Source organism: Pokkaliibacter sp. MBI-7 (assembly GCF_029846635.1).
In the GTDB taxonomy this organism is placed as follows: domain Bacteria; phylum Pseudomonadota; class Gammaproteobacteria; order Pseudomonadales; family Balneatricaceae; genus Pokkaliibacter.
The window spans coordinates 3,232,518-3,258,985 of sequence record NZ_JARVTG010000001.1; the positions used below are offsets into that span (position 1 = coordinate 3,232,518).

The following is a 26,468-nucleotide window of genomic DNA, read 5'->3' on the forward strand; positions in this document are numbered from 1 at the left end:
GCAGGCATGCAAAGTCGAGGTATGAATGAAACAGCTTGGGGGGAAGATCAGGGCGCTGGCCGTGCTGGTGCTGCTGGGCAGCGCGAGCTTACCGGTGCCGGCGGCGACGGTCAGCTGGCAACTCAGGGTGCAGGACGGAACGGGTCTGGCTCTGAGTGATGTGGTGGTCGAGTTGACCCAGCCCGGTGAGGCGACAGGAACCCCGCGTCAAACCGCGGTTGTGCAGCGTAACAAAACCTTCGTCCCCTTTGTCACCGTAGTGCCGACAGGCAGTACGGTGATGTTCCCCAATGAGGACACGGTACGTCATCACGTCTATTCCTTTTCGGCAGCCAAAACCTTTGAAATTCCGCTCTATCACGGTGACTCCATTCCTGTTGTCTTTGACAAACAAGGAGTTGTGGTATTGGGTTGTAACATTCATGACAGTATGCTGGCCTACATTGTGGTCAGTGATGCACCCTGGCAGGCGGTCACCGATGCCAGCGGTGTGGTGAAGTTTGACCTGCCCGCAGGTCAGTACCGGCTGAAGCTCTGGCACCCGCGCCAGCAAAAGCCGTTGCCGGAACAGAGCATTGAGGTCAGCCGTGATGCCACCGTGCAGACCATCAGCCTGCCGGTGACCGCAGCCAAACCGGTGACCACGATGGATTACAGTTACTGAGCAAAGCGCACGGCGTTTGCCAGCAGGGATGAAAGATCATGCTGACCATGAGGGCCAGCAACCGCATCACAGTGGGTGATGCCAAGCAGTGCAGCCACTGCGTTTATCCATTCCTGCCTGACGCCCTGAGGAGTGCGGATGTTTGCCAGTTTTCGTAGCCGCCTGATCATTCTGATCCTGCTTATTCTGACCCTGACTCAGGTGCTGACCGCGGCCTACACCCTCAGTGCCATGAGTCATCGTATTCAGGATGAAGGTCAGCAGCACCTGCTGGTCGGCAACCGGGTGTTCGACAATGCCATTCGCTCCAACGGCGAACAGCTGCTCAAGGCGATGCGGATTCTCACCGCTGACTTTGCCTTCAAACAGACCGTGATGATGCATGAGCGCGAGACCACCGAGTCGGTGCTGCGTAATCATGCAGGCCGCATCGGCGCTGATCTGGTGTTCCTGATGGACCTCGACGGCAAGGTCACCGCCTCCAATGACCAGCAGCTCGAAGTGGGTCAGCCCTTTCCCATCAGTGATGTGATTGAACACGCCCGTGACAAGGGCCAGACCATCGATGTACTGGTGGTCAACAGCAAGGTCTATGAAGTGGTGGTGGTCCCGCTGCAGGCCCCCCAGCGGATCGCCTGGGTAGGCATGGGCTTCCCCCTCAATAACCTGCTGGCTGATCAGATCAGTGGTATCGCCAACGTCGATATCAGTTTTGTTGGTTATGACGACGGCAAGCAGCTGCTGATGGCCTCCACCCTGCCCGGCGACATGGTCAGGGAGGTGGAGCAGGAGATTGATGCGCAGCGTCCGCCCATCAACAAGATTTTTGCTGTCGCCAACGGGCGTTATTCCTCGCTGATGCTGCCCCTGGCCACCGCAGGCAATGAGCCGGTGTTTGCCCTGCTGCATATGGATGGTAAGCCACTGCAGGCTGAATACGACCAGCTGCGCAACAAGCTGCTGCTGGTGTTTTTCCTCACCGTGCTGGTGGGTATCGGGGTGGCCTGGCCGGTGTCGCGCTCGGTATCCGGGCCGGTGCAGGAGCTGGCTGCCTATGCCGAAGCCATCGGCCGTGGCGACTCGGCCCTGCCGCCTGCGGAGGGCAAGGGTGAACTGGCCATGCTCAACCGTACCCTGCAACAGATGCAGGACAACATCCGTAGCCGTGAGCAGCAGCTGACCTTCCAGAGCAGTCATGACGACCTGACCGGTCTGCTCAACCGTGCCGCCATGGTGCGCGAACTGGGAACGCTGCTGCAGCAACCCAGCATTGCCAGCGGCACCCTGCTGCAGCTGTGCATCCGCGATTTCAAACAGATCAACAACGTACTCGGGTACCACAATGGCGACCGTGTACTGCAGTGCTTTGCTGAACGCCTCAGTTCACTGCCCCTGCACACCGTGGCCCGTATCGGTGGTGATGAGTTCATGCTGATTGCCGAAGGCGAGCAGGGTGAGGAACAGATCTGCCAGCTGCTGGCGCCGCTCAGCCAGTCACTGGATATCGACGGCACCCGCATCAGTCTGCGCACGGCGGCGGGGGTGGTGTATTTCCCCACCCAGGGCACCAACGTCAATGTACTGGGGCGACGCAGTGATATTGCTCTCAACCTTGCCAAGCACGATAACCTGCCGCTGTTTATCTACCATCAGGGGCTGGATGAGTCTCACCGCCGTGAGCTGCAGCTGATTCAGGATCTGCGTCCGGCACTGGAGAACGGTGACATCTTCCTGGTGTATCAGCCCAAGGTCAGTCTGGCGGCGGGTAACTGCCAGCACGCCGAAGCGCTGATCCGCTGGCAGCATGCCGAGCTGGGCTTTGTGCCGCCGGATGAGTTTATCCGTCTGGCGGAGCACTCCGGCAACATCAGCCTGATCTCGCGCTGGGTGGTGCGTACCGCGCTGGCGCAGGCCGGAGTGTGGTGGCAGCAGGGCATCCAGATGCGGGTCGCGGTCAACCTGTCGATTCACGATCTCAGTGAGCCTGCTTTTATGCGTGAGCTGGCAGATACCCTGCGCGAGCACCCTGAGGCGGCACAGTATCTGTCCTTTGAGGTCACCGAAAGCATGGTGATGAGCGATGCCGAGCAGGTGATCAGGGCGTTGCAGCAGCTACGCGACATGGGCTTCTCCCTTGCCATTGATGACTTCGGCACCGGTCATTCCAGTCTGGCCTACCTGAAGCGCCTGCCGGTGGATGAACTGAAGATCGACAAGGCCTTCGTACAGAACGTCAACAACGATGCCAAGGATGCCATGATCGTCTCGGCGGCCATTCAGCTTGGCCATGCGATGAATATGAAGATCACCGCCGAAGGGGTGGAAACTGCCGACGGTGTCGCCACCCTAAAACAACTGGGCTGCGATGTGGTGCAGGGCTATTACTTCAGCCGGCCGATCCGTGCCGCCGACTTCGAGCAGTGGCTGGAGAAACCGATTCAGGTGGCCTGAGGGCGGCCGATGACTAGAAACTATCGGTCACCGAACGTAAATCTCCATTAGCAATAACGCAGAAACTCGCTCAGTTGCTGCCCCAGCGCAGAGGTTGTCATTGGCAGCCTGATGAACTTTCTGACAGCGCCAAAGGAGCGATGCTTTCTGGCCACATACTGGCCTTCACGGCTGCCAGCGGCATTCGTATTGCCTTCGATAGTCGTCAGTGAGTTGCCTGCATTGGATTCAACAATACCGATGTGAGAGAAGGTGAAGACAGCTATATCGCCTTTGATCGGCTGATCTACCGTGCTCGTCGGTGAGAAGATCATACAGCCCTGATTCTTGGCCCAGACGTTGAGGAAGTTGCTGACGGATGCCTCTCGGGGAGGATTGAGTGTGCCGAAATAGCCTGACTGCTGACAAAGTTTCTGCACGCACAAAGATACAAAAGCAGCGCACCAAGGATAACCATCGGTTTTGCCACCCACCAGCAGATCATCTGCTGCAAAAATTTCCTGTAACTTGATGCTGTTTCCCGCACGGTTGTTGCCGGTTTCTTTGACTCCAAGATAGTCACGGGCAATGTCCGCCAGTCTGTATTGCGGCAGGGGCCGCGCGCTCTGGCTTGCTGTCGACTGAGTCAGTGCCTTCCACGTGGCAGGACCTACCACGCCATCTGCCTTCAATTCGGCTTGCTGCTGAAACCTCACGACGGCGTCTTTTGTTTTCTGGCCAAAGTCCCCGTCAACGGTAAGGGCAGGCGAGGGGGATAGCAGTGCATTAAGCAGCTGCTGTATTTCTTTGACCTGAGCGCCTTTCATTCCGGGGCGCAGAGAACTTTTGTTAATCATCTGAAACGTCCTTGTTGGGCAGTTAGTGCTGGATGGCGTAGAACATCCCCATATCGGCAGGGATGCCCTCGGTGTTGGGATGTGTTTCCTGAACAATCAGCCCATCTTTGACAAACTTTGCGGTAACTCCCTGACCGAGCAGGTAGTGCGGGTCTGCGCAGTCAATGGCGTAGGTTTGTTCTGCAGGAGGCTGCCCTGGCTCTGTCCAGCTGCGCTTCAGGCTGTGATGATCAGCAGACAGGGTGATGGCGATCGTTGCGCCTCCCAGCTCATTGGAATATTGATTCTGGGAGCCGGCGCTAGCGGGTGGGAAAGAAGACAACGGGGTTACATCCGTTGCCAGCACCACATCAATGTGGGCAAAGTCAGCAGCGGGCTGGCAGGCTGAAGAAGTAGCCGCCGTAGAGCAGGCACTGATACTGGCCAGCAGGCAGCTGGCAATAAGCGATGAGGTAAAGCGAGGTCTGAACATAGCGCATTCCTTGCGTTATGGCGTAGCTGACGAGTCAACCTGTGAAAAGTCCCGGGAGGAGTGTGACGGGGCCAACGAACTCTGAACAGAAACCCAGAGGGCATTTTTTATACACCCGATGATGACGTAAGGGCAAACCCGACACCTAAATTCCCCCCGTACTGTTTCGTCAATCCGATAGGAAAGAGGCGCATACCTTTGTGCTTCTGGCGGTTGTCACCCACTGGCAGCCGCTGCTGATTGAGGAACTGCCATGAGTTTTGACAGCGAAGACACCGTATTCCGTGTGGTGGTCAACCACGAGGAACAGTACTCCATCTGGCCAGACTACAAAGCCATTCCCGGTGGCTGGCGTGATACCGGCGTGTCCGGTAAAAAAGCCGAATGTCTGGCTCATATCGAACAGGTCTGGACCGATATGCGTCCCCTCAGCCTGCGCCAGTTTATGGCTGAACAGGCTGCCAGCTGATGCAGCAGCCTGCCGTCATCCCCACCTCTGTCCCCCTGACGCTCTACTGCCTGCCCTGTGCGGGTGGCAGTGCTGCCATGTATTTCCGCTGGCGGCGGGCGCTGGCGCCGCACATTGAACTGGTGCCGGTGGAGCTGCCGGGGCGAGGGAGCCGCATCGGTGAAGATTTCGTGCGTCACTTCGAGACGCTGGTCAGTCAGCTGGCGGATGAGCTGGCAGCCGGGCTGCCTGCCCGCTACGCCTTTTTCGGCCACAGCATGGGCACGCTTCTGGCTTACGGCCTCTGTCGTGAGCTGCAGCAACGCGGTCTGCCCGCCCCTCAGGCATTACTGATGTCGGCCGGTAAGGCGCCACGTAAGCGCGATACTGACCGCTTCCTGCACCTGCAGAGTGATGCCGAATTAATCGCTGATCTGCAGCGTCAGGGCGGCACACCGGCGGCTCTGTTTGACGAGCCGGAACTGCTGCAGATGGCGGTGGATACCCTGGCGGCCGACTATCAGGTCTGTGGCAGCTTTGCCTATGCCGGCAGTGCCGGTCTGAACTGCCCGCTGCATGTGCTGGCCGGGCGGGAGGATGAGATCACCGAAGCCGAGCTGCAGGCCTGGGCGGCGGAGTCGAGCGGGCCCATGCAGCTGAACTGGTTTGACGGTGGCCATTTCTATCTCAAAGGCGAAGAACAGGCCGTGCTGGCGCTGATCCGGCAGCAGCTGCTACCGGATGCACTGCATCGGCTCAGTGCCTGACAGGGTCAAGCCAGACCGATTTCAACCACCTGCCACAACGTGCTGTTAATCAGCGCCTGTACCTGTTCCGCCACTGGCTGAACCGGTGCGGGCGCCAACAGGAGGTGCCTGTGGGCACAAATCACACTTCCTCATCCCGTCTTGCCACCAGCCAGCGCCCCTACGGGTCAGAGCTGCCGGCACTGATCACCGCCCCTGAAGCTGACACGCCGCTGAGTAGCCTGCTGCCGATGCAGCGGGAGATCGAAACCGTGGTCGAACGGGTCGGCGGAGTGCTGCTGCGCGGCTTCAACGTGCCGGACGTCAGCGACTTTCGCGCCTATGCGGCCTCGTTTGGCCATCCGCTGCTGAATTACGAGTTTGGCTCGACCCCGCGCAGTGCGGTCTCGGGTGGTGTCTATACCTCCACCGAATATCCCGCGCACCAGCATATCCCCCTACATAACGAACAGGCTTACACCACCCAGTGGCCGATGAAGATCTGGTTCCACTGTGTGCTGGCCGCCGGGCAGGGGGGCGAGACGCCCATTGCCGACAGCCGGGCGATCTACCGGCGTATGCCTGCGGAGATTCGCCAGCGCTTCAGCGACGGGCTGGTCTATGTGCGCAACTATGGCAATGGCCTTGATCTGCCCTGGCAGGCGGTGTTCAACACCGAAGAGGAAGCCGAGGTAGAGGCTGCCTGCCAGCGTCTGGGGATCGAATGGGAATGGAAAGACGATGGTGAGCTGCGTACCTGGCAATACTGTCAGGGCGTGGCCCAGCATCCACGCAGCGGCGACTGGGTCTGGATGAATCAGGCTCATCTGTTTCATGCCTCCAATCTGGCAGCGGATGTGCGGGACACCCTGATCGACAGCGTCGGTGTGGAAAATCTGCCGCGCAATGTGCTGTACGCCGACGGCAGTGAAATTGGCGATGACACCTTTGCTCTGATCCGGCAGGTGCTGGCGGCAGAAACCGTGATATTCCCCTGGCAGTCCGGCGATGTGCTGATGCTGGATAATATGCTCGCTGCCCATGCCCGCACGCCCTTTCAGGGGCCACGCAAGGTGGTGGTGGCGATGGCGGAAGGGTATGGCTGGCAACCCTGATGCCTTCACCGGATGGCCATGCTCATTCCTGCGGAAGGATCTCCTGTCACAGTGAATAATCCGGTAACGGATTGGCGCTGGGCTTTGTCACTGATCGGCGGTATGCATAGTCTGCCAGGATGCTGAGGACAAGGAGATCATCATGGAATCATCCGAACAGAAATACCCGTCAGGGATGGGCAAAGGCACACCGATACCACCAGAAATTCGTGGCTGGAGCTGGGGTGCCTTCTGTCTTAACTGGCTGTGGGGCGTGTGCAACAACACCTTTATTGCTCTGCTGATGTTTGTCCCTGTGGTCAACATCATCATGCCCTTTGTGCTGGGAGCCAGAGGTAATGAATGGGCCTGGCAAAACCGCCAGTGGCGCGATATAGAGCACTTTCGCACGGTGCAGCGCCGCTGGGCGATTATTGGGCCGATTGTTCTGGTGCTGGTACTGGCAGGTGCCTTCCTCGGTATTCCCCGGCTGCTGGAAGGCGATGCCTATCAACTGGCACTGAGCAAAGTGCAGAGCAGTCAGGCCGTTATCGCGGAGCTGGGGGAACCGGTCAGGGCAGAGGGGCAGACCTCCGGCCAGATCTCCACCGATACCAGTAGCGGACAGGCCAGTCTGCATTTCACCGTGGTCGGCCCCAGACAGGATGCTGACGTCTACGCCAATATGTCGCAGCAGGCTGGCAAGTGGCAGGTAGAGAAGATCATCGTGCGCCCGGCTATTTCCGGTTTTGATATTGACGTACCAGCGGAGTAATCCGCTGGTTTTCCTTTGCTGAAGCTGCTGCCTCTCAGCAGCTTTAATTAGCCCTCGTCCGTCCTTGATTTTTCATTGAGCCTGTTCATAATTCTTTTTTGTTCATGAATCATGAACGGGAATAAAATATGAACGGTCACGAACTTCTGGTTCAGACACTTGCTCATCTGCCCCCCTCCGTCAGTGCTTATGCTGAGGGGGATGAGCTGATTATTACTGCAGGCAACCAGCAGGCGCGGTTAGCCATAGTCATCAGGCAGATTCATCGTAAGGAAAGTCTGCAACAATTGGAAAAGCGGCCTGATAGAGTGCTGATCTGCAACCCGTTGTCGGATTTTCTGGCTGAACAGTGCAGTGCACAAGGGATCAACTTTATTGACGCTGCGGGGAATGCCCGTGTTCAGTCAGAAGGTTTATATCTGTGGATAAGTGGTCGCACGGCTGCGGCGGTTAAGCAACCTGCGCGAGCAGGCTGGACGGCGGCGACAGTACGCTGCGTGTTTGCCTTGTTAGTTGATCCTGCCCTGCAGAATGCCTCCATTCGTACGATGGCGGACTGTGCAGGCGTCTCTGTGGGCGTGGTCAGCAATACTCTGGCTTTACTCAAGGCAGAAGGATTGTCCTGGCAATGCGAAGGGCAGAGTTTCGTGCGCCAGCAGCCTCTGATTCATGAATGGCTTAGCCATTATCGCAGTCAGTTGCGAGCCAAACTGGGCGGAGTACGCCTCAGTGCTCCCCTGAACTGGCATGACATCGTACTGGTAGCGGGAGACCTCTGGGGTGGCGAAGTAGCCGCAGAGTTACTGACGGAGTACTTGCAGGCTGAACAGTTGATGCTGTTTACCGAAGTACCGCTCGCTGAGCGAATCAGGCAACTGCGCTGTAAGCCGGATGCTGCCGGACGGTTATGGTTGGTGCCTGCTTTCTGGGGCCAACGCCTCACTGTAGGTAAACGAGGTCAGGCGCTGTTAGCCATCGCTGAATTACTGGCTTCTGGCGATAGTCGCAATATTGAGGCTGCGGAGAAGATTAATGAGCACTTCCTACACCTTAAAACACTCCCTACGCCCTGGGTTTGAGCCGGTATTACGGCTGCTCATTGATGTCTGCGGGACGGTGGGGTGTGCTTATTTTGTGGCAGGGGCGACGGCGCGGGATATTGTACTGTTCCACGTATTTGGCCGTGACCCGGGCCGACAGACCAAAGATATTGATACCGCGATTATGGTTGCAGACTGGTCAGAATATCAGTCGATCCGCTCTGCACTGGTGGCGGCAGGGCTGACAGAGACCCGAGAGACACACCGTCTGCATCATCAATCCAGTGGTTTGCCGGTAGACATCATCCCCTTTGGTGGCATTGCTTCTGCTGAAGGGGAAATAGCCTGGCCTCCAGAGTTTGAAACCGTTATGTCGGTTGCTGGATTTGAGGAAGCATTCGCTGCCGCCATCACCGTTAAACTGGATGCTTCGACGGAACTGAAAGTATGTTCAATGGCAGGGCTGGCATTACTGAAGCTGGTGGCCTGGCGGGAGCGACGGCAACAAAGCAACAAAGACGCCAGTGACTTTCTGACCCTGCTTGATCAATACCCGCATCTGCAAAAGGATCGGCTGTGGGAGTCCTTTCTGCCACTGGAACAGTTGGAATATAAGGATAGTCGCCTTGGTGCCTTTCTGCTGGGATACGATGTATCGGCTTTGTTATCACCGATGACCAGAGAAGCACTGGAGGTAATGAAACAACAGGAAAAGATGCTGTTAAGCGACGCGCTGATTCGATCACAGCGGCGCCAGCATGTCATCCCTCCGGAACCCGATGACTGTATCCAGATAGAGCAGCATATCGATGATTTTTTTGCTGGCCTGCGTGCTGGCGATCCATTGCAAGCTGTCAGCGGTGAGTGACAGGCGCTACTACTATTCCCAAAGACTCGCTACTACTAGAAACGCTCTATCGCTACAAATCTCTCTATTACTCAAGGGATTGCTCGGCAGCGAAGGGGGCGTTCTCTTTATTTGCTACCATCACCCCCCGCTAAATTCCCCCGTCACTCCATCGTCAATCACAAATAAGAAACGTTCTCACCACTGTGAGCGCCTCACGATTGCCAAGGAGTCGTCATGCTGTCTGCTGCTATTTCTCTCCCAGCGCCGTTCTGCTGCCCCTGCTGATACCGGGCGCCTGCTACTGCATTGCCTGTGACCGAGTGCCTGTGACCGGCATTTCTGCCCTGCCTGAACGAGAGTCCACCATGTCTGCCACCCCCTTTGTTGCTGCTTCTCTGGCCGAGAGCCTGAGTCATTTTGCCCACATTCGTCCTCAGGCCACGGCGCTGATTACCGTGGATGCCCGCGGTGATACCACCTACAGCTATCTTGATCTGCAGCAGCGGGCGCAGGCGCTGGCGGCACGGTTACAGCGCAGTGGCGGTGTGGGCGAGCGGGCCTTGCTGCTGATGGATTCCGGGGTGGATTACGTTACCGCCTTTTTCGCCTGCCTTTACAGCGGCGTGGTAGCGGTGCCGGTATTTCCGCCGGAGTCGGTACGCGAGCAGCATCTGCAGCGTTTGCGCGGTATCGCCGAAGACGCCGAAGCGAAATGGATTCTCACCAGCAGCGAGGTGGCAACGACGCTGCAGCAGGCAGGAGTCCGTCTGTCCGCCGCCAAGGTGGTGGCGGTCGATCAGGCCGATGTGCAGCAGGCCGGGCGCTATCAGCACTGGCAGCCACAACAGGGCGATCTGGCGTTTTTGCAGTACACCTCCGGCTCCACCTCGGCGCCCAAAGGGGTGATGGTCAGCCACGACAACCTGCTGGCCAATGAAGTGGCGATGTATCGCCAGCTGCAGGTGCAGGACGATGACGTCTTCGTCAGCTGGCTGCCGCTCTATCACGACATGGGCCTGATTGGCGGGTTGCTGCTGCCGGTGTTCAGTGGCCGGCCGCTGGTACTGATGTCACCTAAATTCTTTCTTGAGCGCCCCAGTCGCTGGCTGGAAGCCGTGGCCAGACACCGCGGTACGGTATCGGGCGGGCCGGATTTTGCCTATCGCCTTTGCGTGGATCGGGTGCGCCGTAGCCAGCTGCAGGGGCTGGACCTCAGCCACTGGCGGGTGGCGTTCTCCGGTGCTGAGCCGGTGCGGGCGGCGACACTGCAGGATTTTGTCAGCCATCTGGACGGCACCGGTTTTAACCCACAGTCCCTGATGCCCAGCTACGGGCTGGCGGAAGCCACCCTGATGGTCAGCACCCGGGCCGCCCGGCAGGGGCTGCTGACGTTGCCCTTTGCCACAGAGGCGCTGGCCCGCGGGCAGGCGCAGGCAGTGCCCACGCAGGTCAATGCCAGTGTGCAGGTCAGTTGCGGCACCGTGGTGGCCGATCACCAGCTGGCCATTGTTGACCCGTCCACCCTCGCTGAGCGCGAGCCGGATCAGGTAGGCGAAATCTGGTTCAGCGGCCCCAGTGTTGCCGAGGGCTACTGGCGCAATGCCGAGGCGACCGCCGCCAGTTTTGTCGACTGGCAGGGGCGCCGCTGGTTGCGTACCGGCGATCTGGGGTTTATCCACAACCAGCAGCTGTATATCTCTGGCCGCTGCAAGGATCTGATCATCGTCCGTGGTCAGAACCTTTATCCACAGGACATCGAAGCCGCCATTGAGGCCGAACTGGACTGGGTACGCAAGGGCCGGGTGGCGGCCTTTGCCGTCACCCTTGATGAACACGGCCAGCGCCGTGAAGGCATTGGTCTGGCGCTGGAAGTCTCCCGCAGCGTGCAGAAGCTCACCGCGCCCGGTGCGCTGGTACAGGCGCTGGATGAAGTGGTCAGTCGCATCTGGATGGAGCCGCTGGCCGTGGTCGTGTTGCTGCAGCCCGGTGCGCTGCCGAAAACCTCCAGCGGCAAACTGCAGCGTTCCGCCTGTCGTCACGGCTGGCAGGAAAGCAGCCTTGATGCTTACGCCATTTATCAGCAGGGGCAGCTGCGCCACCTGAACCATAGCGTCACCACGGACAGCCCGAGCCGCAGTGAAGGGCAGACGCAGGGCGGCATCAGCCCCCGTGGAGAGGTGGAGATGGCGCTGGCCCAGCTGTGGGAAAACGTGCTGCAGGACGATGAGCACCGTCCCTTGCTGCTGACTCGCGATGCTTCCTTCTTCGCCCTCGGCGGCAACTCCCTCAAAGCCGTCGCCCTGTGCAGCCAGATTGCCGAGCGCTGGCAGGTATCGCTGAGTGCCCGTGAAGTCTTCGAGTTCCACCGGCTGGATCAGATGGCGGCGCAGATCGAACAGCGCCAGCAGGCCGAACCGGCGCTGCAGCCCGTAGCGCTGGTCGACCGTCAGCAGCCACTGCCCACCTCGGCGGCGCAACAGAGCCTGTGGCTGACCTGGAAACTTGACCCGGACAGTGCCGCCTACAACATGGTCGGGGTGATTGACCTGCAGGGCGTGCTGGATGGCTTTGCTCTGCAGCAGGCGCTGCGTTACCTGTGCAGCCGCCATGAGCCGTTGCGCTCGGTGTTTAGGGAAGAACAGGGGCCGCTGCGTCAACAGCTGCTGAGCCTCGAAGACGAACAGGTCAGAGCATTGTGGCAGCCACAACGGCTGTCGCTGCTGGGGCAGGCGGATGTTACCGCAGCCGCTGCCGCACAGGTGCAGCAATGGGGCCGTCAGCCACTGGCGCTGGATCAGGCGCCTGCGGTGCGTACCGGTCTGCTGCAGCTGGCCGAGGATCACCATCAGCTGGTGCTGGTGATCCATCATATTCTTGCCGATGGCGCCTCGGTGCAGGCGCTGTTCAACGATCTCGGTCTGGCCTATCAGTGTTATGCACAGGGCCAGACGCCTGCCCAGCCCGCACTGACGGTGCAGTTCGCCGATCTGGTGCAGTGGCAGCAGCAACAGCTGGCCGGGTGTGATAGCGAGGGCCGCAGTCTGGCGCAGCGGCAGGCGGCTTACTGGCAGCAGCGGCTGGCCGGACCGCAACCGGCACGGCCACTGGCCGCTGACTTTTCCGTTCCGTCACAGCGCAGTGAACAGGGGCTGCGCTATCACCATCTGCTGCCTGCCGGGCTGTCAGCGACGCTGCAGGCGCTGGCCAGACAGCAGCAGAGCTCGGTATTTGTGCTGCTGCAGGCCGCTTTTACCTTGCTGCTCAGTCGTCTCAGTGGTCAGTGTGATATTCGTCTTGGCGTGCCCAGTGCTTTGCGCCATTACCCCCACAGTACCGAACTGGTGGGCTATCTCACCCATGTGGCGGTGGTACGGCAGCAGCCGCGTCCCGGACAGTGTGTGGCCAGCTGGCTGCAACAGGTGAGTGATGAGCTGCGACAGGCGCAGCAGCATCTTGATCTCAGCTTTGAGCAGATGGTCGAGGCGGTGGCGCCGGAGCGTCAGGCCGGGGTCAACCCGTTATTCCAGATCAAAATGACTGAACAGCAGCCGCTGCCCCGCGCTGGCTTCGGCGGTGTCCAGTTTGCCCTGCAGGAGCATTTCACCGGGCTGGTGCACTTTGATCTCAGTCTGGATATCTGTCAGCAGCGCAATGGTATTGAGCTGACGTTTACCTATGCCAGTGACCTGTTCCGCCCGGCGACCATCGCCCTGCTGGGGCGTCAGCTTGAGGCGCTGCTGGAACAGCTTGCCCTCCGTCAGGACCAGCCACTGGCGCAGCTGCAACTGGCTGAACCACTGAGCCTGCAGTCCGGGCCCGGCAGCGAATTACCCCCGCAGGAGGGCGGCTTTGTGCCCGTGACGGAGCGCTGGCAGCAGGCCTGGGCGCAGATAGACGACGGGCGCCCGGTATTGCTTGATGGCGAATGCTGCTGGTCGCTGGCCGGGGTACAGCAACAGGTGGCGGTGCTCAGTCAGCGACTATTACAGCACGGTGTGCAGCCGGAGCAACGGGTTGCGGTGCTGGCCGGGCGCTCACCGCAGGCGGTGATGGCCATGCTGGCGATCCTGCAGGTGGGCGCGGTGTGGGTGCCGCTTGATCCGGCGCTGCCGGCGGCGCGTCTGGCTTATCAACTGCAGGACTGCGGTGCGGTGCTGCTACTGGTGGCAGAGACAGAAGAAGATACAGGGCAGGCTGACTGGGCCGCTGCGGTGCCGCGTTTAGCCCTGACGGTGAGCGGTGACACCGGCAATGTGCCCGCGCTGACCAGGGGTACACTGCACCCGCAGCAGGCGGCCTATGTGATCTATACCTCCGGCTCCACCGGCCAGCCCAAGGGGGTGGTGATTACCCACGGTGCGCTGGCCAACTATGTGCAGGCGGTGCTGGCACGGCTGGCACTGCCGAATGACGCCACTACCATGATGATGGTGTCCACCCCGGCAGCCGACCTGGGCCACACCGTGCTGTTTGGCGCCCTGTGCAGTGGTCGTACGCTGAGTCTGCCGCCACAGCCGGTGGTGACGGATACCCATGCGCTGCTGGCGTACCTGCAGCGTCACCCGGCGGATGTACTGAAAATTGTCCCCAGTCATCTGGCGGCTTTGCTGCATGCTGCCGAGCAGGACGCGGCACAGTTACTGCCGCGCCACAGCCTGATCAGTGGTGGCGAAAGCCTGAGTGCGGCACTGGCAGCGCAGGTCCGCGCGCTGGCGCCACAGTGTCAGCTGGTGAATCACTATGGCCCGACCGAAACCACCGTCGGTGTGCTGACCCACATTCTGCCTGCCGGCATGACGCCCGGCAGTGAGCCGGCCATCGGCAGCCCGTTGCAAGGCTGCTTTGCCTGTATCCTCGATGCCGACCTGCAGCCCCTGCCGCTGGGCTGTGCCGGAGAGCTCTATCTGGGCGGTGCCGGCGTCGCCCGCGGTTATCTGCAGCGCCCGGCGCTGACTGCCGAGCGTTTTATTCCCGACCCCTGGCATGCAGGCCAGCGCCTTTATCGCAGTGGTGATCGTGCCCGGCTGACGGAGGATGGCAGCCTGCACTACCTCGGTCGTGCGGATGATCAGGTCAAGGTGCGTGGTTACCGGCTGGAGCTGGCTGAAGTGGCGGCTCAGCTGATGAGCCTGGACGGTGTCCGGCAGGCCGAAGTACTGGCCCTGCAGGACGAAGGCCGTACCCAGCTGCTGGCCTTTGTGGTCGCAGACCGTGGCCGTACCCTGCAGCCTGCGGCGCTGTTGTCGCAACTGGCCGCCATACTGCCCGACTATATGCTGCCGTCGCAGTTGCTGTTGTTACCCGCCTTGCCGCTAACCGCCAATGGCAAGGTCGACCGGCAGGGGCTGCTGAATTATTTCCGCCAGTTACCTGCACCGTCGGTGGCCCCGGCCGCCAGCGCTGACGCTGCTGAGCAGCCACAGGGCGAGGTGGAATGCCTGCTGGCGATGATCTGGGGCGAGGTGCTGAACCAGCCTCGCGTCGGGCGTCGGGATAATTTCTTTGCCCTCGGTGGCGACTCCATTCTCAGTCTGCAGATTGTTGCCCGCTGCCGTAAGGCGGGCTGGAAACTGACACCCAAACAGTTATTCGACAGTGGTGATATTGCCACGCTGGCGCCCCTGCTCGCGCCTCTGACGGAGGCCGGTGCTGCACCTGCCCGCACCGCTTCACCCTTTGCCGGCAAGACAGGCAGGGGCAGCCCCTTTGCCCGTAAGGCGAGCGCACCGGCGGTGGCAGCCACTGCAGTCAGTCAGTCTGTGGCCAGTCAGCCTGTGGTGGACAGCCTGCCATTGCTGCCGTTACAGGCACGCTTTTTCACCCTGCCTGTCAGTCAGCGTCAGCACTGGAATCAGGCGCTGTTGCTGCGGCCCGTCACGGCGCAGGGGCTGGATGCCGAGCTGCTGCAACAGGCACTGGTGGCGCTGGTGACCCTTCACCCGGTGCTGGCCACGCGCTTCAAACGGGACCGTGCCGGTCAGTGGCAGCAGCATCTGGCACCGCTGGCCAGTGCCAGTCAGGGTCTGCTGTGGCAGCGCGAAGCCTGCAGCAGTGAGGAGCTGACCCCGCTCTGTGATCAAGCCCAGCGCAGCCTCGATCTGCAGCACGGGCCGCTATGGCGCGCGGTGTTGATTGACCTGCCCGAGGGTGAGCAGCGGCTGTTGCTGGTGATTCATCATCTGCTGGTGGACGGGGTGTCATGGCGCATCCTGCTGGAGGATTTACAGCAAGCTTATCAAGTGCTGGCACAGGGCCAGACCGTTGCCTTGCCTGCGGCCAGCACACCCTGGCAGTACGCCGACCTGCTGCACCAACAGCTGACGGGTGAAGCATTGCAGGCTGAGCTGCGTTACTGGCAGCAGCTGGCAGACAGTGTTGCAAGCCAGCAGCTCAGGCCGGCCGCCGTGGCCTCCACGCTGGCCGGGCAGCGGCATTTGCAGCTGACGCTTGATCAGCACAGCAGCCGTCAGCTGCTGACCCGCTGCGTCAGTCATTTCGCCGCGCAGATCAATGATCTGCTGCTGGCTGCCGTAGCCCGTGCGTGGCAGCAGTGGCAGGGGCAGGCACTGCTGGTGGAAGTGGAAAGTCATGGCCGCGAGTGGCCCGCCGACTGGCCGCTGCCCGCAGTGACAGTGCCTGATCTGTCGCGCAGCGTCGGCTGGTTTACCGCCATTTATCCGTTGCTGCTTGGTGATGACGGGCGGGCCGATGCCAGCTGGCATCAGCGTATTCGGACAGTGCAGCAGCAGCGACAGGCCGTCCCGGCACAGGGGCTGGGCTTTGGCCTGCTGCGCTGGCTGGGAACGGCAGAGCAGCAGCAGGCGCTCGCCGCACTGCCACAGGCAGCGCTGCTGTTTAACTATTTAGGTCAGTTCCATTTTGGCCAGTCCGGCGCAGAGCAGGGTGAGCCGGGCTGGCAGCTGGCCTGCGAAGGCAGCGGTGACAGCCGTGATCCGGCGGCACGAGCCAGCCATGGGCTGATCATTGACGCTCAGGTGGTGGACGGGCAGTTCAGTTTCAGCCTGCGCTACCAGCCCGATCTCTATCCGGCAGACCAGATGGCTGGCTTTGCCGCCGTCCTGCAGCAGGCGCTGCTGGCACTGGTGGCGGAGGCTCAGCAGCCTGGCCCGCTGGATCTGACCCTGGCCGGGCTGACCACCGCGCAACTGCAGCAGCTCGACTGGCCCGCGGCGGTGCATCGGGAGGGCAAGCCGCTGGGCAATCTGGCGGATATCTATCCGCTGTCGCCGATGCAGCAGGGCATGGTCTTCCACAGCCTGTATCAGCCGGACGGCAGTGCCTATCTCAATCAGATTCGCTTTGATCTGCAGGGGCTGGACGCTGAGCGCTTTATTGCCGCCTGGCAGGCCACGGTGGATCAGCACCCGGTGCTGCGTTCGGCGGTGGTACAGGGCCCGGACGGTACGCCGCTGCAGTGGGTGGCAAAGCAGCTACCGCTGCCGCTGCGTTACGAGCAGCTAAACGTATTACAGCAGCGCTGGGGTAAGCAGGCACTGACACAGCTGGCTGCCGAGGAGCTGCAGCAGGGTATCGATATACCCCGGCCACCGCTGCTTAAGCTGGCGCTGGTGGCTCGCGAGGTAAGCGGAGACTATCACCTGATCGTCACCCTGCATCACCTGATCACCGATGGCTGGAGCACCTCGCTGTTATTTGCCGAAGTGCTGCGCCGTTATCAGCAGGGCGCTGACTATCAGCCTGCCGAAACCGCCAGCTACCGCGACTATATCGGCTGGCTGCAGGCACAGGATCGCACCCTCAGCCTCGACTGGTGGCAGCAGCAGCTGAGTGTGCTGGAGCAGCCTGCCTATCTGGCCAGCGCGGTCGGCAACCCGGCCGCGGGCAATGAACAGGCGCCTGTCACCCTGACGGTGCCGGTCACGGCGACGCGCTCCGAGGCGCTGGTGCAGTTTGCCCGCAGCCAGCAGGTGACGCTGAATACGCTGCTGCAAGGCGCATGGCTGCTGCTGTTGCAGCGTTACTGTGGCCAGCGTCAGGTGTGTACCGGCGTGACGGTGGCGGGGCGCCCGGCGGAACTGGCCGGGGTGGAAGCCATGCCCGGGCTGTTTATCAATACCCTGCCGCTGCTGGCTGAGATTCGCCCTGAGCAGCCGGTCGGCGACTGGCTGCGCCAGCTGCAACAGCACAATCTGGCCGCCCGTGAACATGAGCATACGCCGCTGTTTGATCTGCAGGCGGCATGGGGGCAGCAGCATGAGCACAACCGTCAGGGGCTGTTCGATACCCTGCTGGTGTTTGAAAACTACCCGGTCGACAAGGCATTGCAGCGGCTGGCCGGTGAGCTGGCCATCAGCAACCTCAGCCGTCGCGAGCAGACCAACTATCCATTGCTGCTGGTGGTGCATCAGCAGCCGGAGGGATTGCTGTGCGAGCTGAGTTATCAGCCCGGCGTGTTCCGGCCTGATGTGGTGGAGCGTATCGGCCAGCATCTGCTGCAACTGCTGGATGAGTTGCAGCAGCCAGCGCGGCCACTGGCGCAGATCGAACTGCTGCCCGCCGCAGAGCGACAGCAGGTGCAGCACATCAGCACCCAGCCGCGCGACAGGCTGGCACTGGCGCCAGCGGACTATCCCGCTGCGCGGCCGGTATTCCAGCTGTTTGAGCAGCAGGCGGCGCAGCATCCGCAGCGCGAGGCGCTGACACTGGTCTGCGGCGAGGCGGAGAGCGGCTATCGGTCGCTCAGTTATGCCGAGCTGAACCAGCGCGCCAACCGTCTGGCCCATGCCCTGCTGGCGGCGGGGGTGCAGCCTGATGACTGTGTCGGGGTGATGGCTGAGCGTTCGCTGGAAATGGTGCTGGCTCTGCTGGCCGTGCAGAAGGCCGGGGCCGCTTACGTGCCGCTGGACCCGGCCTATCCGGCGGAACGGTTGCAGTCGATGGTGGCGCAGAGCGGCGTGCGGCTGGTCCTCAGCCTGACGGCCTTTGTGCCACAGGCGCAGGCACTGCAGCAGCACTCAGGCGCTGCGGTAATGTGTCTTGATCTGCAGCAGGCCGATGTCAGTGCCATGCCGGTCTTTAACCCCGACCTGCCGGTACAGCCGCAACAGCTGGCCTATGTGATTTTCACCTCCGGTTCCACCGGCACGCCCAAGGGAGTGGGCAACCAGCACGGTGCGCTGTTCAACCGGCTGTTCTGGATGCAGCAGCGTTACGCCCTGCAGGCCGATGATGTGGTGCTGCAGAAAACCCCGTACAGCTTCGATGTGTCAGTGTGGGAATTCTTCTGGCCGCTGCTGAGCGGAGCCCGGCTGTTGCTGGCTGAACCCGGGGTGCAGGCTGATCCGGCGCGGTTACGCCAGCTGATCCGTGAGCAGGGCGTGACTACCCTGCATTTCGTCCCCTCGATGCTGGATGCCTTCCTTGCTCAGCAGCACGACCAGCCTGCTGAGCTGGCCGCCGACTGCAGCCGCCTGCGACGGCTGATCTGCAGTGGCGAGGCACTGGCGCTGTCGACCCAGCAGCAGCTGCTGAACCTGCTGCCGCAGCTGGAGCTGCATAACCTCTATGGCCCGACCGAGGCCGCCATTGATGTCACTGCCTGGCAGTGCCGCGACGAGCCGGGCCGCACTCAGGTGCCCATCGGTGCGCCTATCGCCAACGTCAGTTGCTGGGTGCTGGATGCCGATCTCAATCCGCTGCCGCCGGGCGTGCCCGGTGAGCTGTATCTCGGCGGCGTGGGGCTGGCCCGTGGCTATATCGGCCGGGCCGATCTTAGTGCCGAGCGTTTTATCCCCGATCCTTTCTCTGTAGGTGGGCGGCTGTACCGCACGGGTGATCTGGTGCGCTGGCGTGAAGATGGCGTACTCGACTACCTCGGGCGGCTGGATCATCAGCTCAAGCTGCGTGGTCAGCGGATCGAGCTGGGTGAGATCGAAGCCCGCCTGCGTGCCGTGGCCGGTGTACGCGAAGCGGTGGTCTGTGCCCGTGACAGCGGCGCCGGTGTGCAGCTGGTGGCGTACTGGAGTGGCAGCCAGCTCGACAGCGAACAGCTGCGCAGCGCCCTGGCCGCTCAGCTGCCGGACTATATGCTGCCCACCGCCTGGGTAACGCTGCCGCGCCTGCCGCTCAATGCCAACGGCAAGGTGGACCGCCGTGCCCTGCCTGCACCTCAGCTCAGCACGGCCCGTGCCGAACCGCCACAGAGTGCCAGTGAAATAGCACTGGCGCAGATCTGGCGCGAGGTGCTGCAGCAACCGCAGATTGGCCGTCATGACCAGTTTTTTGCGCTGGGTGGCCATTCGCTGGCGCTGATTCAGGTGCAAAGCCGTATCCGTCAGCAGCTGGGGCTGGAGATCAGCCTGCAGTCGCTGTATCAGCTCGGCGAACTGGCCGCACTGGCCGCCGAGCTTGACCGTCTGGCTGAGCAGCAGCCGCAACAACAGCATGACGAGCTGGACGCCATGAGTGCCCTGCTGGATGCCCTGGAGAACGACTGATGAATGCCCAACATGCCGCTGCAGCCGCACTGCCTGACAGCCAGCTGATCGCCCGTCGCTTTGCGGCTCTGCCTGCGGACAAGCGCGCCCAGTTTCTGCAGGCGCTGGCTAAACAGGGGCTGGATTTTGCCCGTCTGCCCATCATTGCCCAGCCCCATGACTGGACGCAGGGGGTGTTGCCTTCCTACGCCCAGCAGCGGCAGTGGTTCCTGTGGCAGTGGCAGCCCGACAGCGCCGCTTACCATATTCATGGCGGGGTACAGTTGCAGGCCGAGGGGCCTGACGGGGTGCAGGCCGAGCGCATTGCGGCGGTATTCCATAGCCTGATCCTGCGTCACGGCGCCCTGCGTACGGTGTTTGCTGAAGACGACGACGGTCAGCTGCGGCAGTACCAGCAGCCCGACTGGCCGCGCCAGCAGTGGTGGCGCTATGAGGACTTGAGCCTGCTGGCCGCGGAGCAAAGAACGTCACAGCGCCAGCGCCTGCAACAACAGCTGATCAGTACACCTTTCGATCTGCAGCACGGCCCGTTGCTGCGTGTCGCTCTGCTGCGCCTGAGTGCAACGGAACATCAGCTGCTGCTGGTGTTACATCACAGCATCGCCGATGGCTGGTCGCTGCAGATTCTGATGGAAGAATTCACCCGGTTGTATGCGCAACCCGACAGCCCGTTGCCGCCCTTGCCCATCGACTATGCCGACTACGCCCTGTGGCAGCGCAACTGGCTGGAAGCCGGTGAGCAGACCCGGCAGCTGGCGTACTGGCGTCAGCAGCTGCCAGCACCGCATCCGCTGCTGGCCTTGCCGGTGGATCATCCCCGGCGCAGCGAGGCCGAATATCAGGGCGCCGACTATGTGCTCAGCATTCCTGCACCGCTGCGCCAGGCACTGCAGCACTGGCAGCAGGCCCGGCAGCAGCAGGGCATGACCCTGTTTGTGCCGCTGCTGGCGGCCTGGCACTGGCTGCTCCAGCGTTACAGCGGGCAGACGCAGATTCGGGTCGGGGTGCCGGTGGCCAACCGCCAGCGCGGTGAAACTCAGGGGCTGGTGGGCTTCTTCGTCAATACGCAGGTGCTGCCACTGCATTTCAGTGAGGGGATGACGGTGGCGGAGCTGACTGAGCAGCTGCGACAGCAGGTGCAGCAGGCACAGAACTATCAGGATATTCCCTTCGACATGCTGGTCGATGGTCTGGAAGTGGAGCGCAGCCTTAGCCATCCGCCGCTGTTCCAGAGTCTGTTCAACTATCTGCATCAACCGGCGGCTGCTGCCCTGAGCCTGCCCGGTGTGACCATCACGCCGCTGGCCAGCCACAAGAATGCGGCCCAGTTCGAGCTGAGCCTGACCTGTCAGGACAGCCGCAGCGCTTTGCAGGATAACCACGGCGAGATGCAGCTGACGTTCAGCTATGCCGCCGAGCTGTTTGAAGAGGCCACCATTGTCCGGCTGGCGGAGCACTATCTGCAGTTGCTGCATACGCTGGTGGATGAACAGCAGCAGGCGTTGCCGCTGCAACAGCTGGCGCTGGCGACCCCGGCGGCGTGGCAGCAACAGGGTTGCCGTGACCCTGAGGTGCAGGCGTTGCTGACCCTGATCGAACTGTTTGAGGCACAGGCAGATCGCACTCCTGACGCTGAAGCACTGGTGGCGCTCAGCACTGAAACACCGTTGGCGCTGAGTGGAGCGGCGCTGAGTGGAGCGGCGATGTCAGGTGACGGCTCCGCGCATTGGCAGCGGCTGAGCTATCGTCAGCTGGATCAGCGTGCCAATCAGCTTGCCCATGCCCTGCAGGCCCGGGGTATCGGCAGCGAAAGCCGGGTCGGTGTCGCTCTCGACCGGCAGGTCGATCTGCTGACCGCCGTGCTGGCCGTGCTCAAGTGCGGTGCCGCCTATATTCCGCTGGACCCGGACTATCCCCGTGAGCGGCTGGCGTACATGGTGGAGCAGAGCGGGGTGGCGACGGTACTGAGCCAGTCCTCGCTGCTGGATCAGCTGCCGCTGCAGCCAGAACAGGCACTGCTGCTGGATCAGCTCGACCTGCACTGCTACAGCGCACAGCGGCTGGCGCTGCCGGTCCATGCAGAACAGCTGGCCTATATGATCTATACCTCCGGCTCCACCGGCCTGCCCAAAGGGGTGATGGTACGCCAGCAGGCGCTGAGCAACTTCCTGCTGAGCATGGCGCAGCAGCCCGGTTTTGAGGCGGGCGAACGACTGCTGGCGGTGACGTCGCTGTCATTCGATATTGCCGCGCTGGAGCTGTATCTGCCGCTGATCTGCGGCGGCACCGTGGTGCTGGCCAGTCAGGCACAGCGACAGGATGGCACCGCGCTGGTGGCATTACTGCAGCAGGAAGGTATCAGCGTGATGCAGGCTACCCCGGCCAGCTGGAGATTGTTGCTGGACCAGCACTGGCGTGCGCCACGCGGTTTTCGTGCGCTTTGCGGCGGCGAGGCACTGCCCCGCGATCTGGCCGACAGCCTGCTGCAGCAGGGCATTGAGCTTTGGAATATGTACGGGCCGACCGAAACCACCATCTGGTCAGCCTGCGCCCGTGTCGGGCTGGACAGCATCCATCTTGGCCAGCCACTGGCGGCGACGGATCTGCGGGTGGTGGATGCTGAACTGAACCTGCTGCCTGCCGGTATTGCCGGAGAGCTGCTGATTGGCGGCGATGCGCTGGCGCGTGGCTATTTTGGCCGCGCGGCACTGACCGCAGAACGTTTCCTGCCGGACCCTTTCCGTGGGCAGGGCCAGCGCCTGTACCGCACCGGTGATCTGGTGCGCTGGTGCCATGACGGGCGGCTGGAATATCTGGGGCGCATCGACAGTCAGGTCAAGGTGCGCGGTTTCCGCATTGAGCTGGGCGAGATCGAAGCGCACCTCAACCGTCATCCGGCGGTACGTCAGGGCGTGGTGCTGGTGCGCGACAACCCGCGTGGCGGCTATCTGGCGGCCTGTGTGGAAGCGCAGCACACGCTGGAGCTGGCGGAGCTGCGTCACTATCTCAGCCAGCATCTGCCCGATTACATGTTGCCTGCCACCCTGACGCTGTTGTCGCAGCTGCCGCTGACGCCCAATGGCAAGGTGGATCGTAAGGCACTGGCGGCGAGGGCCGAGGTTGACCCTGCCGCAGCGCAGGGCTATCAGCCGCCGCAGGGGGATATGGAGCAGCAGCTGGCGACTATCTGGCAGCAGGTGCTGCAGCGTGATCAGGTCGGGCGGCAGGATAACTTCTTCGCCCTCGGCGGCGACTCCATTCTCAGCCTGCAAATTGTCTCCCGTGCCCGCCAGCAGGGCTGGAAACTGGTGCCACGGCAGCTGTTTGAACACCAGACCCTGCAGGCGCTGGCCAGCGTAGTGGAACCGCTGCAGCCGACGGCACAGCCGCTGACGATGCAGGAACTGCTGAGTGAGGAAGTGCGCACGGCGGTGGCCGCACGCTATCCGCTGGAAGATGTCTATCCGCTGTCACCCATGCAGCAGGGCATGCTGTTCCACAGCCGCTTTGATGACAGTGGGGCCTACGTCAACCAGCTGCGGGTGGCGATCACGGGGGAAGGCTTCGATCTGGACCGTTTCCGCTTTGCCTGGCAACAGGTGGTGGCCCGTCATGGCGCACTGCGCAGCGGCTTTATCGAGCATGAACAGCAGCCACTGCAATGGCTGGCGGCGGCGGTGGAGCTGCCGTTGCGCCTGAGCGAAGGCGATGCAGATGTCATTGCCGGTGACGAACTGGCCCGGCCCTTCGACTTGCAGCAGCCACCGCTGATGCGCCTGTGTCTGGTGGCGACGGCAGCGCACCGCTATGAGCTGATCTGGACGGTCCACCACCTGCTGCTGGATGGCTGGAGCACGGCGCAGCTGCTGGCTGAGGTGCTGCGTCTGTATCACGGTGAGGCGTTGCCACTGCCGCCCGCCCGTTTCCGCGACTATATCGGCTGGCTGCAGCGGCAGGATAACGATGCCAGCCTCGATCAGTGGCAGCAGGCGCTGCAGCCGCTGAGCGAGCCGACCTATCTGGCCAACTGCCTGCCGCGACCGGTGGCAGCAGACGGTTATGGTCAGCACCAGTGGCAACTGACTCCGGCCCAGACCGCGCACTGGCAGCAGTATGCCCGTGCTCAGCACATGACCCTCAACACCCTGTTGCAGGGCGCATGGCTGTTGCTGTTGCAGCGCTACAGCGGACAGGCGACGGTGTGTATGGGGGCGACCGTGGCAGGGCGGCCGGTGGAAGTGAACGGCATCGATCAGGTGCTCGGCCTGTTTATCAATACCCTGCCGGTAGTGGCGACCCCGGCACCGGCGCAGCTGCTGGGCGACTGGTTGCAGGAGCTGCAGCAACAACAACTGCGGCTGCGTGAACATCAGCATATCCCGCTGGCCCAGCTGCAGCGGCTGGCGGCCAGCAGCGGCAATCAGGCCCTGTTCGATACCCTGCTGGTGGTGGAGAACTACCCGGTTGACCACGCACTGCGGGATATTGTGCTGCCCTCAGCCAGCGGTGCCTTACGCATGCAGAAGGTGGCCAGCCACGAGCAGACCCACTATCCGCTGACCCTGACGGTCTATACCGGTGAGGGGCTGACCTTTGACTGGCGTTACCGTCTGGACTGCTTCACTGCGGCACAGATTGAGCAGCTGGGCCAGCACTGGCAGAGCCTGCTGGTGCAGATGACCCGGCCGCAGCAGGCCCGTCTGCCGCTGGCTACCCTGCAGTTACTGACACCGGCGCAGCAGCAGGCATGGCAGCAGCGTGGCCGTAATGACCAGCAGCCACTGGCGGACTGTGCTGAGCAGGGGCTGATCCACCGACTGTTTGAGGCGCAGGCACGGCAGCAGCCGGAGCGAATCGCGCTGGTCTCTGGCCAGCAGTCGCTGAGCTATGCCGAACTGAATCGCCGCGCCAGTCAGCTGGCACACGCTCTGCTGCATGCCGGTGTTGGACCGGAGCAGGCCATTGGTGTGGCCTGCGCGCGCGGCCCGGAGATGCTGATCAGCGTGCTGGCGGTGCTGAAGGCCGGAGCCACCTATGTGCCGCTCGACCCGGAATACCCCGCCGAGCGCCTGCGCTATATGGCAGAGCACAGCGGTATGCGCTGGCTGCTGAGCCAGTCGGCGTTACTGGCGCAGGTCGATTTTCTGCCTGCCGGGGTACAGGCGCTGGCGCTGGATCAGCTGCCGCTGGCCGACCAGCCCGGCACGGATCCGGCCGTGGCTATTCACCCCGGTCAGCTGGCCTATGTGATCTACACCTCCGGCTCCACCGGCTTACCCAAGGGGGTGATGGTGCGCCACGGCGCGCTCGGTAACTTCCTCCACAGCATGGCGGCTCAGCCGGGGCTGAATGCTCGCGACCGGCTGCTGGCGGTCACCTCGCTGTCGTTTGATATTGCGGCGCTGGAGCTGTATCTGCCGTTGATCTGTGGTGCCACGCTGGTGCTGGCCGATGCCGAACAGCGACGCGATGGCCGTCAGCTGGCGCGGCTGATTGATCAGCAGCAGATCACGCTGATGCAGGCTACACCGGCCAGCTGGCGCCTGCTGCTGGACAGCGGCTGGCAGGCACCCACGGGCTTCCGTGCCCTCTGTGGCGGTGAGGCACTGCCGCAGGAGCTGGCCGACAGCCTGCTGGCGCAGGGTGTGCAGCTATGGAATATGTACGGGCCGACGGAGACCACTATCTGGTCCAGTCTGTCTGCCGTGCAGCCCGGTTCCATCACGCTGGGTCAGCCGCTGGCGGCGACATCGCTGTATGTGGTCGACCGGCAGTGGCAGCTGGTGCCGGACGGTGTGGCCGGAGAGCTGCTGATCGGCGGCGAGGGGCTGGCACGGGGCTACTTCCGCCATCCGGCACTGACCGCTGAGCGCTTTGTCGCCAGCCCGTTCAGTGAGTGCGGTGAGCGACTGTATCGTACTGGCGATCTGGTGCGCTGGGCCGACGGTGAGCTTGAGTATCTGGGCCGTATCGATCATCAGGTCAAGGTACGGGGGTTCCGCATCGAGCTGGGGGAAATCGAAAGCCGGCTGGAGCGCCATCCCGCCGTGCATCAGGCGGTGGTCAGCGTGCGTGACGGTGCGCAGGGGGCATTCCTCGCCGCCTATATCCAGCCTCACGCCGCAAGTGTGGAGGCGGTGCTGACTCTGGCTGAGCTGCGTCAGTATCTGGCCAGTCAGCTGCCTGACTATATGCTGCCTGCCACCCTGACGTTATTGCCCGTACTGCCGCTGACTCCCAATGGCAAGGTAGACCGCAAAGCCCTGCCGCAGCCTGAGCAGGCGCAGTGCCACTATGAGCCGCCTGCCACCGTCACGGAGCAGCAGCTGGCGCAGTGGTGGGGCAGTTTGCTGCAGCGGGAACAGGTCGGGCGGCAGGATCACTTCTTCGATCTCGGTGGCCATTCACTGCTGGCCGTCAGCCTGATCAGCCGCATCAACGAGGCGCATCAGCTGTCGCTGCCGGTACGGCTGGTGTACGAACAGCCACGGCTGGCAGAGCTGGCGGCGGCGATCGACCACCAGCAGGGGCAGGGCCTCACTGCAGGTAAGCTGGATGAGCTGGAGGCCTTGATGGACAGTTTTATGGATTGAACAGTCATCTCTACGGAGCCG

General features: G+C 62.1%; 12 protein-coding genes. 10 read left to right on the top strand and 2 right to left on the bottom strand.

The features are described 5' to 3' along the window. Window positions 1-25: 25 nt before the first annotated feature. A complete protein-coding gene (locus QCD60_RS14430; RefSeq protein ID WP_279786426.1) occupies window positions 26-664 on the top strand; it encodes a methylamine utilization protein in 639 nt (212 codons plus the stop codon). A gap of 138 nt (window positions 665-802) precedes the next feature. Continuing rightward, the gene (locus QCD60_RS14435) at window positions 803-3,115 is read left to right on the top strand and encodes an EAL domain-containing protein (protein ID WP_279786428.1); all 2,313 of its coding nucleotides are present in this window, start codon (window positions 803-805) and stop codon (window positions 3,113-3,115) included. Window positions 3,116-3,162: 47 nt separating this feature from the next. Here the strand turns inward: QCD60_RS14435 and QCD60_RS14440 are convergent, their stop codons facing one another. Both QCD60_RS14440 and QCD60_RS14445 read right to left on the bottom strand, forming a co-directional pair. Continuing rightward, the gene (locus QCD60_RS14440; RefSeq protein ID WP_279786431.1) at window positions 3,163-3,951 is read right to left on the bottom strand and encodes a peptidoglycan-binding protein; all 789 of its coding nucleotides are present in this window, start codon (window positions 3,949-3,951) and stop codon (window positions 3,163-3,165) included. A gap of 22 nt (window positions 3,952-3,973) precedes the next feature. Further along, a complete protein-coding gene (locus QCD60_RS14445; RefSeq protein ID WP_279786433.1) occupies window positions 3,974-4,423 on the bottom strand; it encodes a hypothetical protein in 450 nt (149 codons plus the stop codon). A gap of 253 nt (window positions 4,424-4,676) precedes the next feature. Here QCD60_RS14445 and QCD60_RS14450 point away from each other — a divergent pair, with 253 nt between their 5' ends. The 8 genes from QCD60_RS14450 (at window position 4,677) to QCD60_RS14485 (ending at window position 26,447) form a co-directional block, all read left to right on the top strand. Continuing rightward, window positions 4,677-4,892, top strand: a complete 216-nt coding sequence (locus QCD60_RS14450) for an MbtH family NRPS accessory protein (RefSeq protein WP_279786435.1) — start codon at window positions 4,677-4,679, stop codon at window positions 4,890-4,892. Next, a complete protein-coding gene (locus QCD60_RS14455) occupies window positions 4,892-5,638 on the top strand; it encodes an alpha/beta fold hydrolase (protein WP_279786437.1) in 747 nt (248 codons plus the stop codon). Before QCD60_RS14450 ends, QCD60_RS14455 begins: the two co-directional genes overlap by 1 nt. A gap of 110 nt (window positions 5,639-5,748) precedes the next feature. Further along, window positions 5,749-6,732, top strand: coding sequence for a TauD/TfdA family dioxygenase (locus QCD60_RS14460; RefSeq protein ID WP_279786439.1), 984 nt, complete (start codon window positions 5,749-5,751; stop codon window positions 6,730-6,732). Between the two features lie 142 nt (window positions 6,733-6,874). Next, a complete protein-coding gene (locus QCD60_RS14465) occupies window positions 6,875-7,486 on the top strand; it encodes a cytochrome c oxidase assembly factor Coa1 family protein (RefSeq protein WP_279786441.1) in 612 nt (203 codons plus the stop codon). A 128-nt stretch (window positions 7,487-7,614) separates the two neighbouring features. Further along, window positions 7,615-8,565 (top strand): type IV toxin-antitoxin system AbiEi family antitoxin, encoded by a 951-nt coding sequence (locus QCD60_RS14470; RefSeq protein ID WP_279786443.1) that lies wholly within the window; start codon window positions 7,615-7,617, stop codon window positions 8,563-8,565. Continuing rightward, a complete protein-coding gene (locus tag QCD60_RS14475) occupies window positions 8,519-9,394 on the top strand; it encodes a nucleotidyl transferase AbiEii/AbiGii toxin family protein (protein ID WP_279786445.1) in 876 nt (291 codons plus the stop codon). Before QCD60_RS14470 ends, QCD60_RS14475 begins: the two co-directional genes overlap by 47 nt. Before the next feature lie 347 nt (window positions 9,395-9,741). Further along, window positions 9,742-19,854: a non-ribosomal peptide synthetase gene (locus tag QCD60_RS14480; RefSeq protein WP_279786448.1), complete on the top strand. Its 10,113-nt coding sequence runs from the start codon at window positions 9,742-9,744 to the stop codon at window positions 19,852-19,854. After that, complete coding sequence (locus tag QCD60_RS14485) at window positions 19,854-26,447, top strand: non-ribosomal peptide synthetase (RefSeq protein ID WP_279786450.1); 6,594 nt, start codon at window positions 19,854-19,856, stop codon at window positions 26,445-26,447. The genes QCD60_RS14480 and QCD60_RS14485 overlap by 1 nt, the downstream gene beginning before the upstream one ends. Window positions 26,448-26,468 lie beyond the last annotated feature (21 nt).

Bases quoted from the DNA above. Each gene is read 5' to 3' on its own strand.
- QCD60_RS14440 (WP_279786431.1), bottom strand. From the start codon at position 3,951: ATGATTAACAAAAGTTCTCTGCGCCCCGGAATGAAAGGCGCTCAGGTC.
- QCD60_RS14470 (WP_279786443.1), top strand. From the start codon at position 7,615: ATGAACGGTCACGAACTTCTGGTTCAGACACTTGCTCATCTGCCCCCC.
- QCD60_RS14455 (WP_279786437.1), top strand. From the start codon at position 4,892: ATGCAGCAGCCTGCCGTCATCCCCACCTCTGTCCCCCTGACGCTCTAC.
- QCD60_RS14435 (WP_279786428.1), top strand. From the start codon at position 803: ATGTTTGCCAGTTTTCGTAGCCGCCTGATCATTCTGATCCTGCTTATT.
- QCD60_RS14465 (WP_279786441.1), top strand. From the start codon at position 6,875: ATGGAATCATCCGAACAGAAATACCCGTCAGGGATGGGCAAAGGCACA.
- QCD60_RS14475 (WP_279786445.1), top strand. From the start codon at position 8,519: ATGAGCACTTCCTACACCTTAAAACACTCCCTACGCCCTGGGTTTGAG.
- QCD60_RS14430 (WP_279786426.1), top strand. From the start codon at position 26: ATGAAACAGCTTGGGGGGAAGATCAGGGCGCTGGCCGTGCTGGTGCTG.
- QCD60_RS14445 (WP_279786433.1), bottom strand. From the start codon at position 4,423: ATGTTCAGACCTCGCTTTACCTCATCGCTTATTGCCAGCTGCCTGCTG.
- QCD60_RS14485 (WP_279786450.1), top strand. From the start codon at position 19,854: ATGAATGCCCAACATGCCGCTGCAGCCGCACTGCCTGACAGCCAGCTG.
- QCD60_RS14450 (WP_279786435.1), top strand. From the start codon at position 4,677: ATGAGTTTTGACAGCGAAGACACCGTATTCCGTGTGGTGGTCAACCAC.
- QCD60_RS14480 (WP_279786448.1), top strand. From the start codon at position 9,742: ATGTCTGCCACCCCCTTTGTTGCTGCTTCTCTGGCCGAGAGCCTGAGT.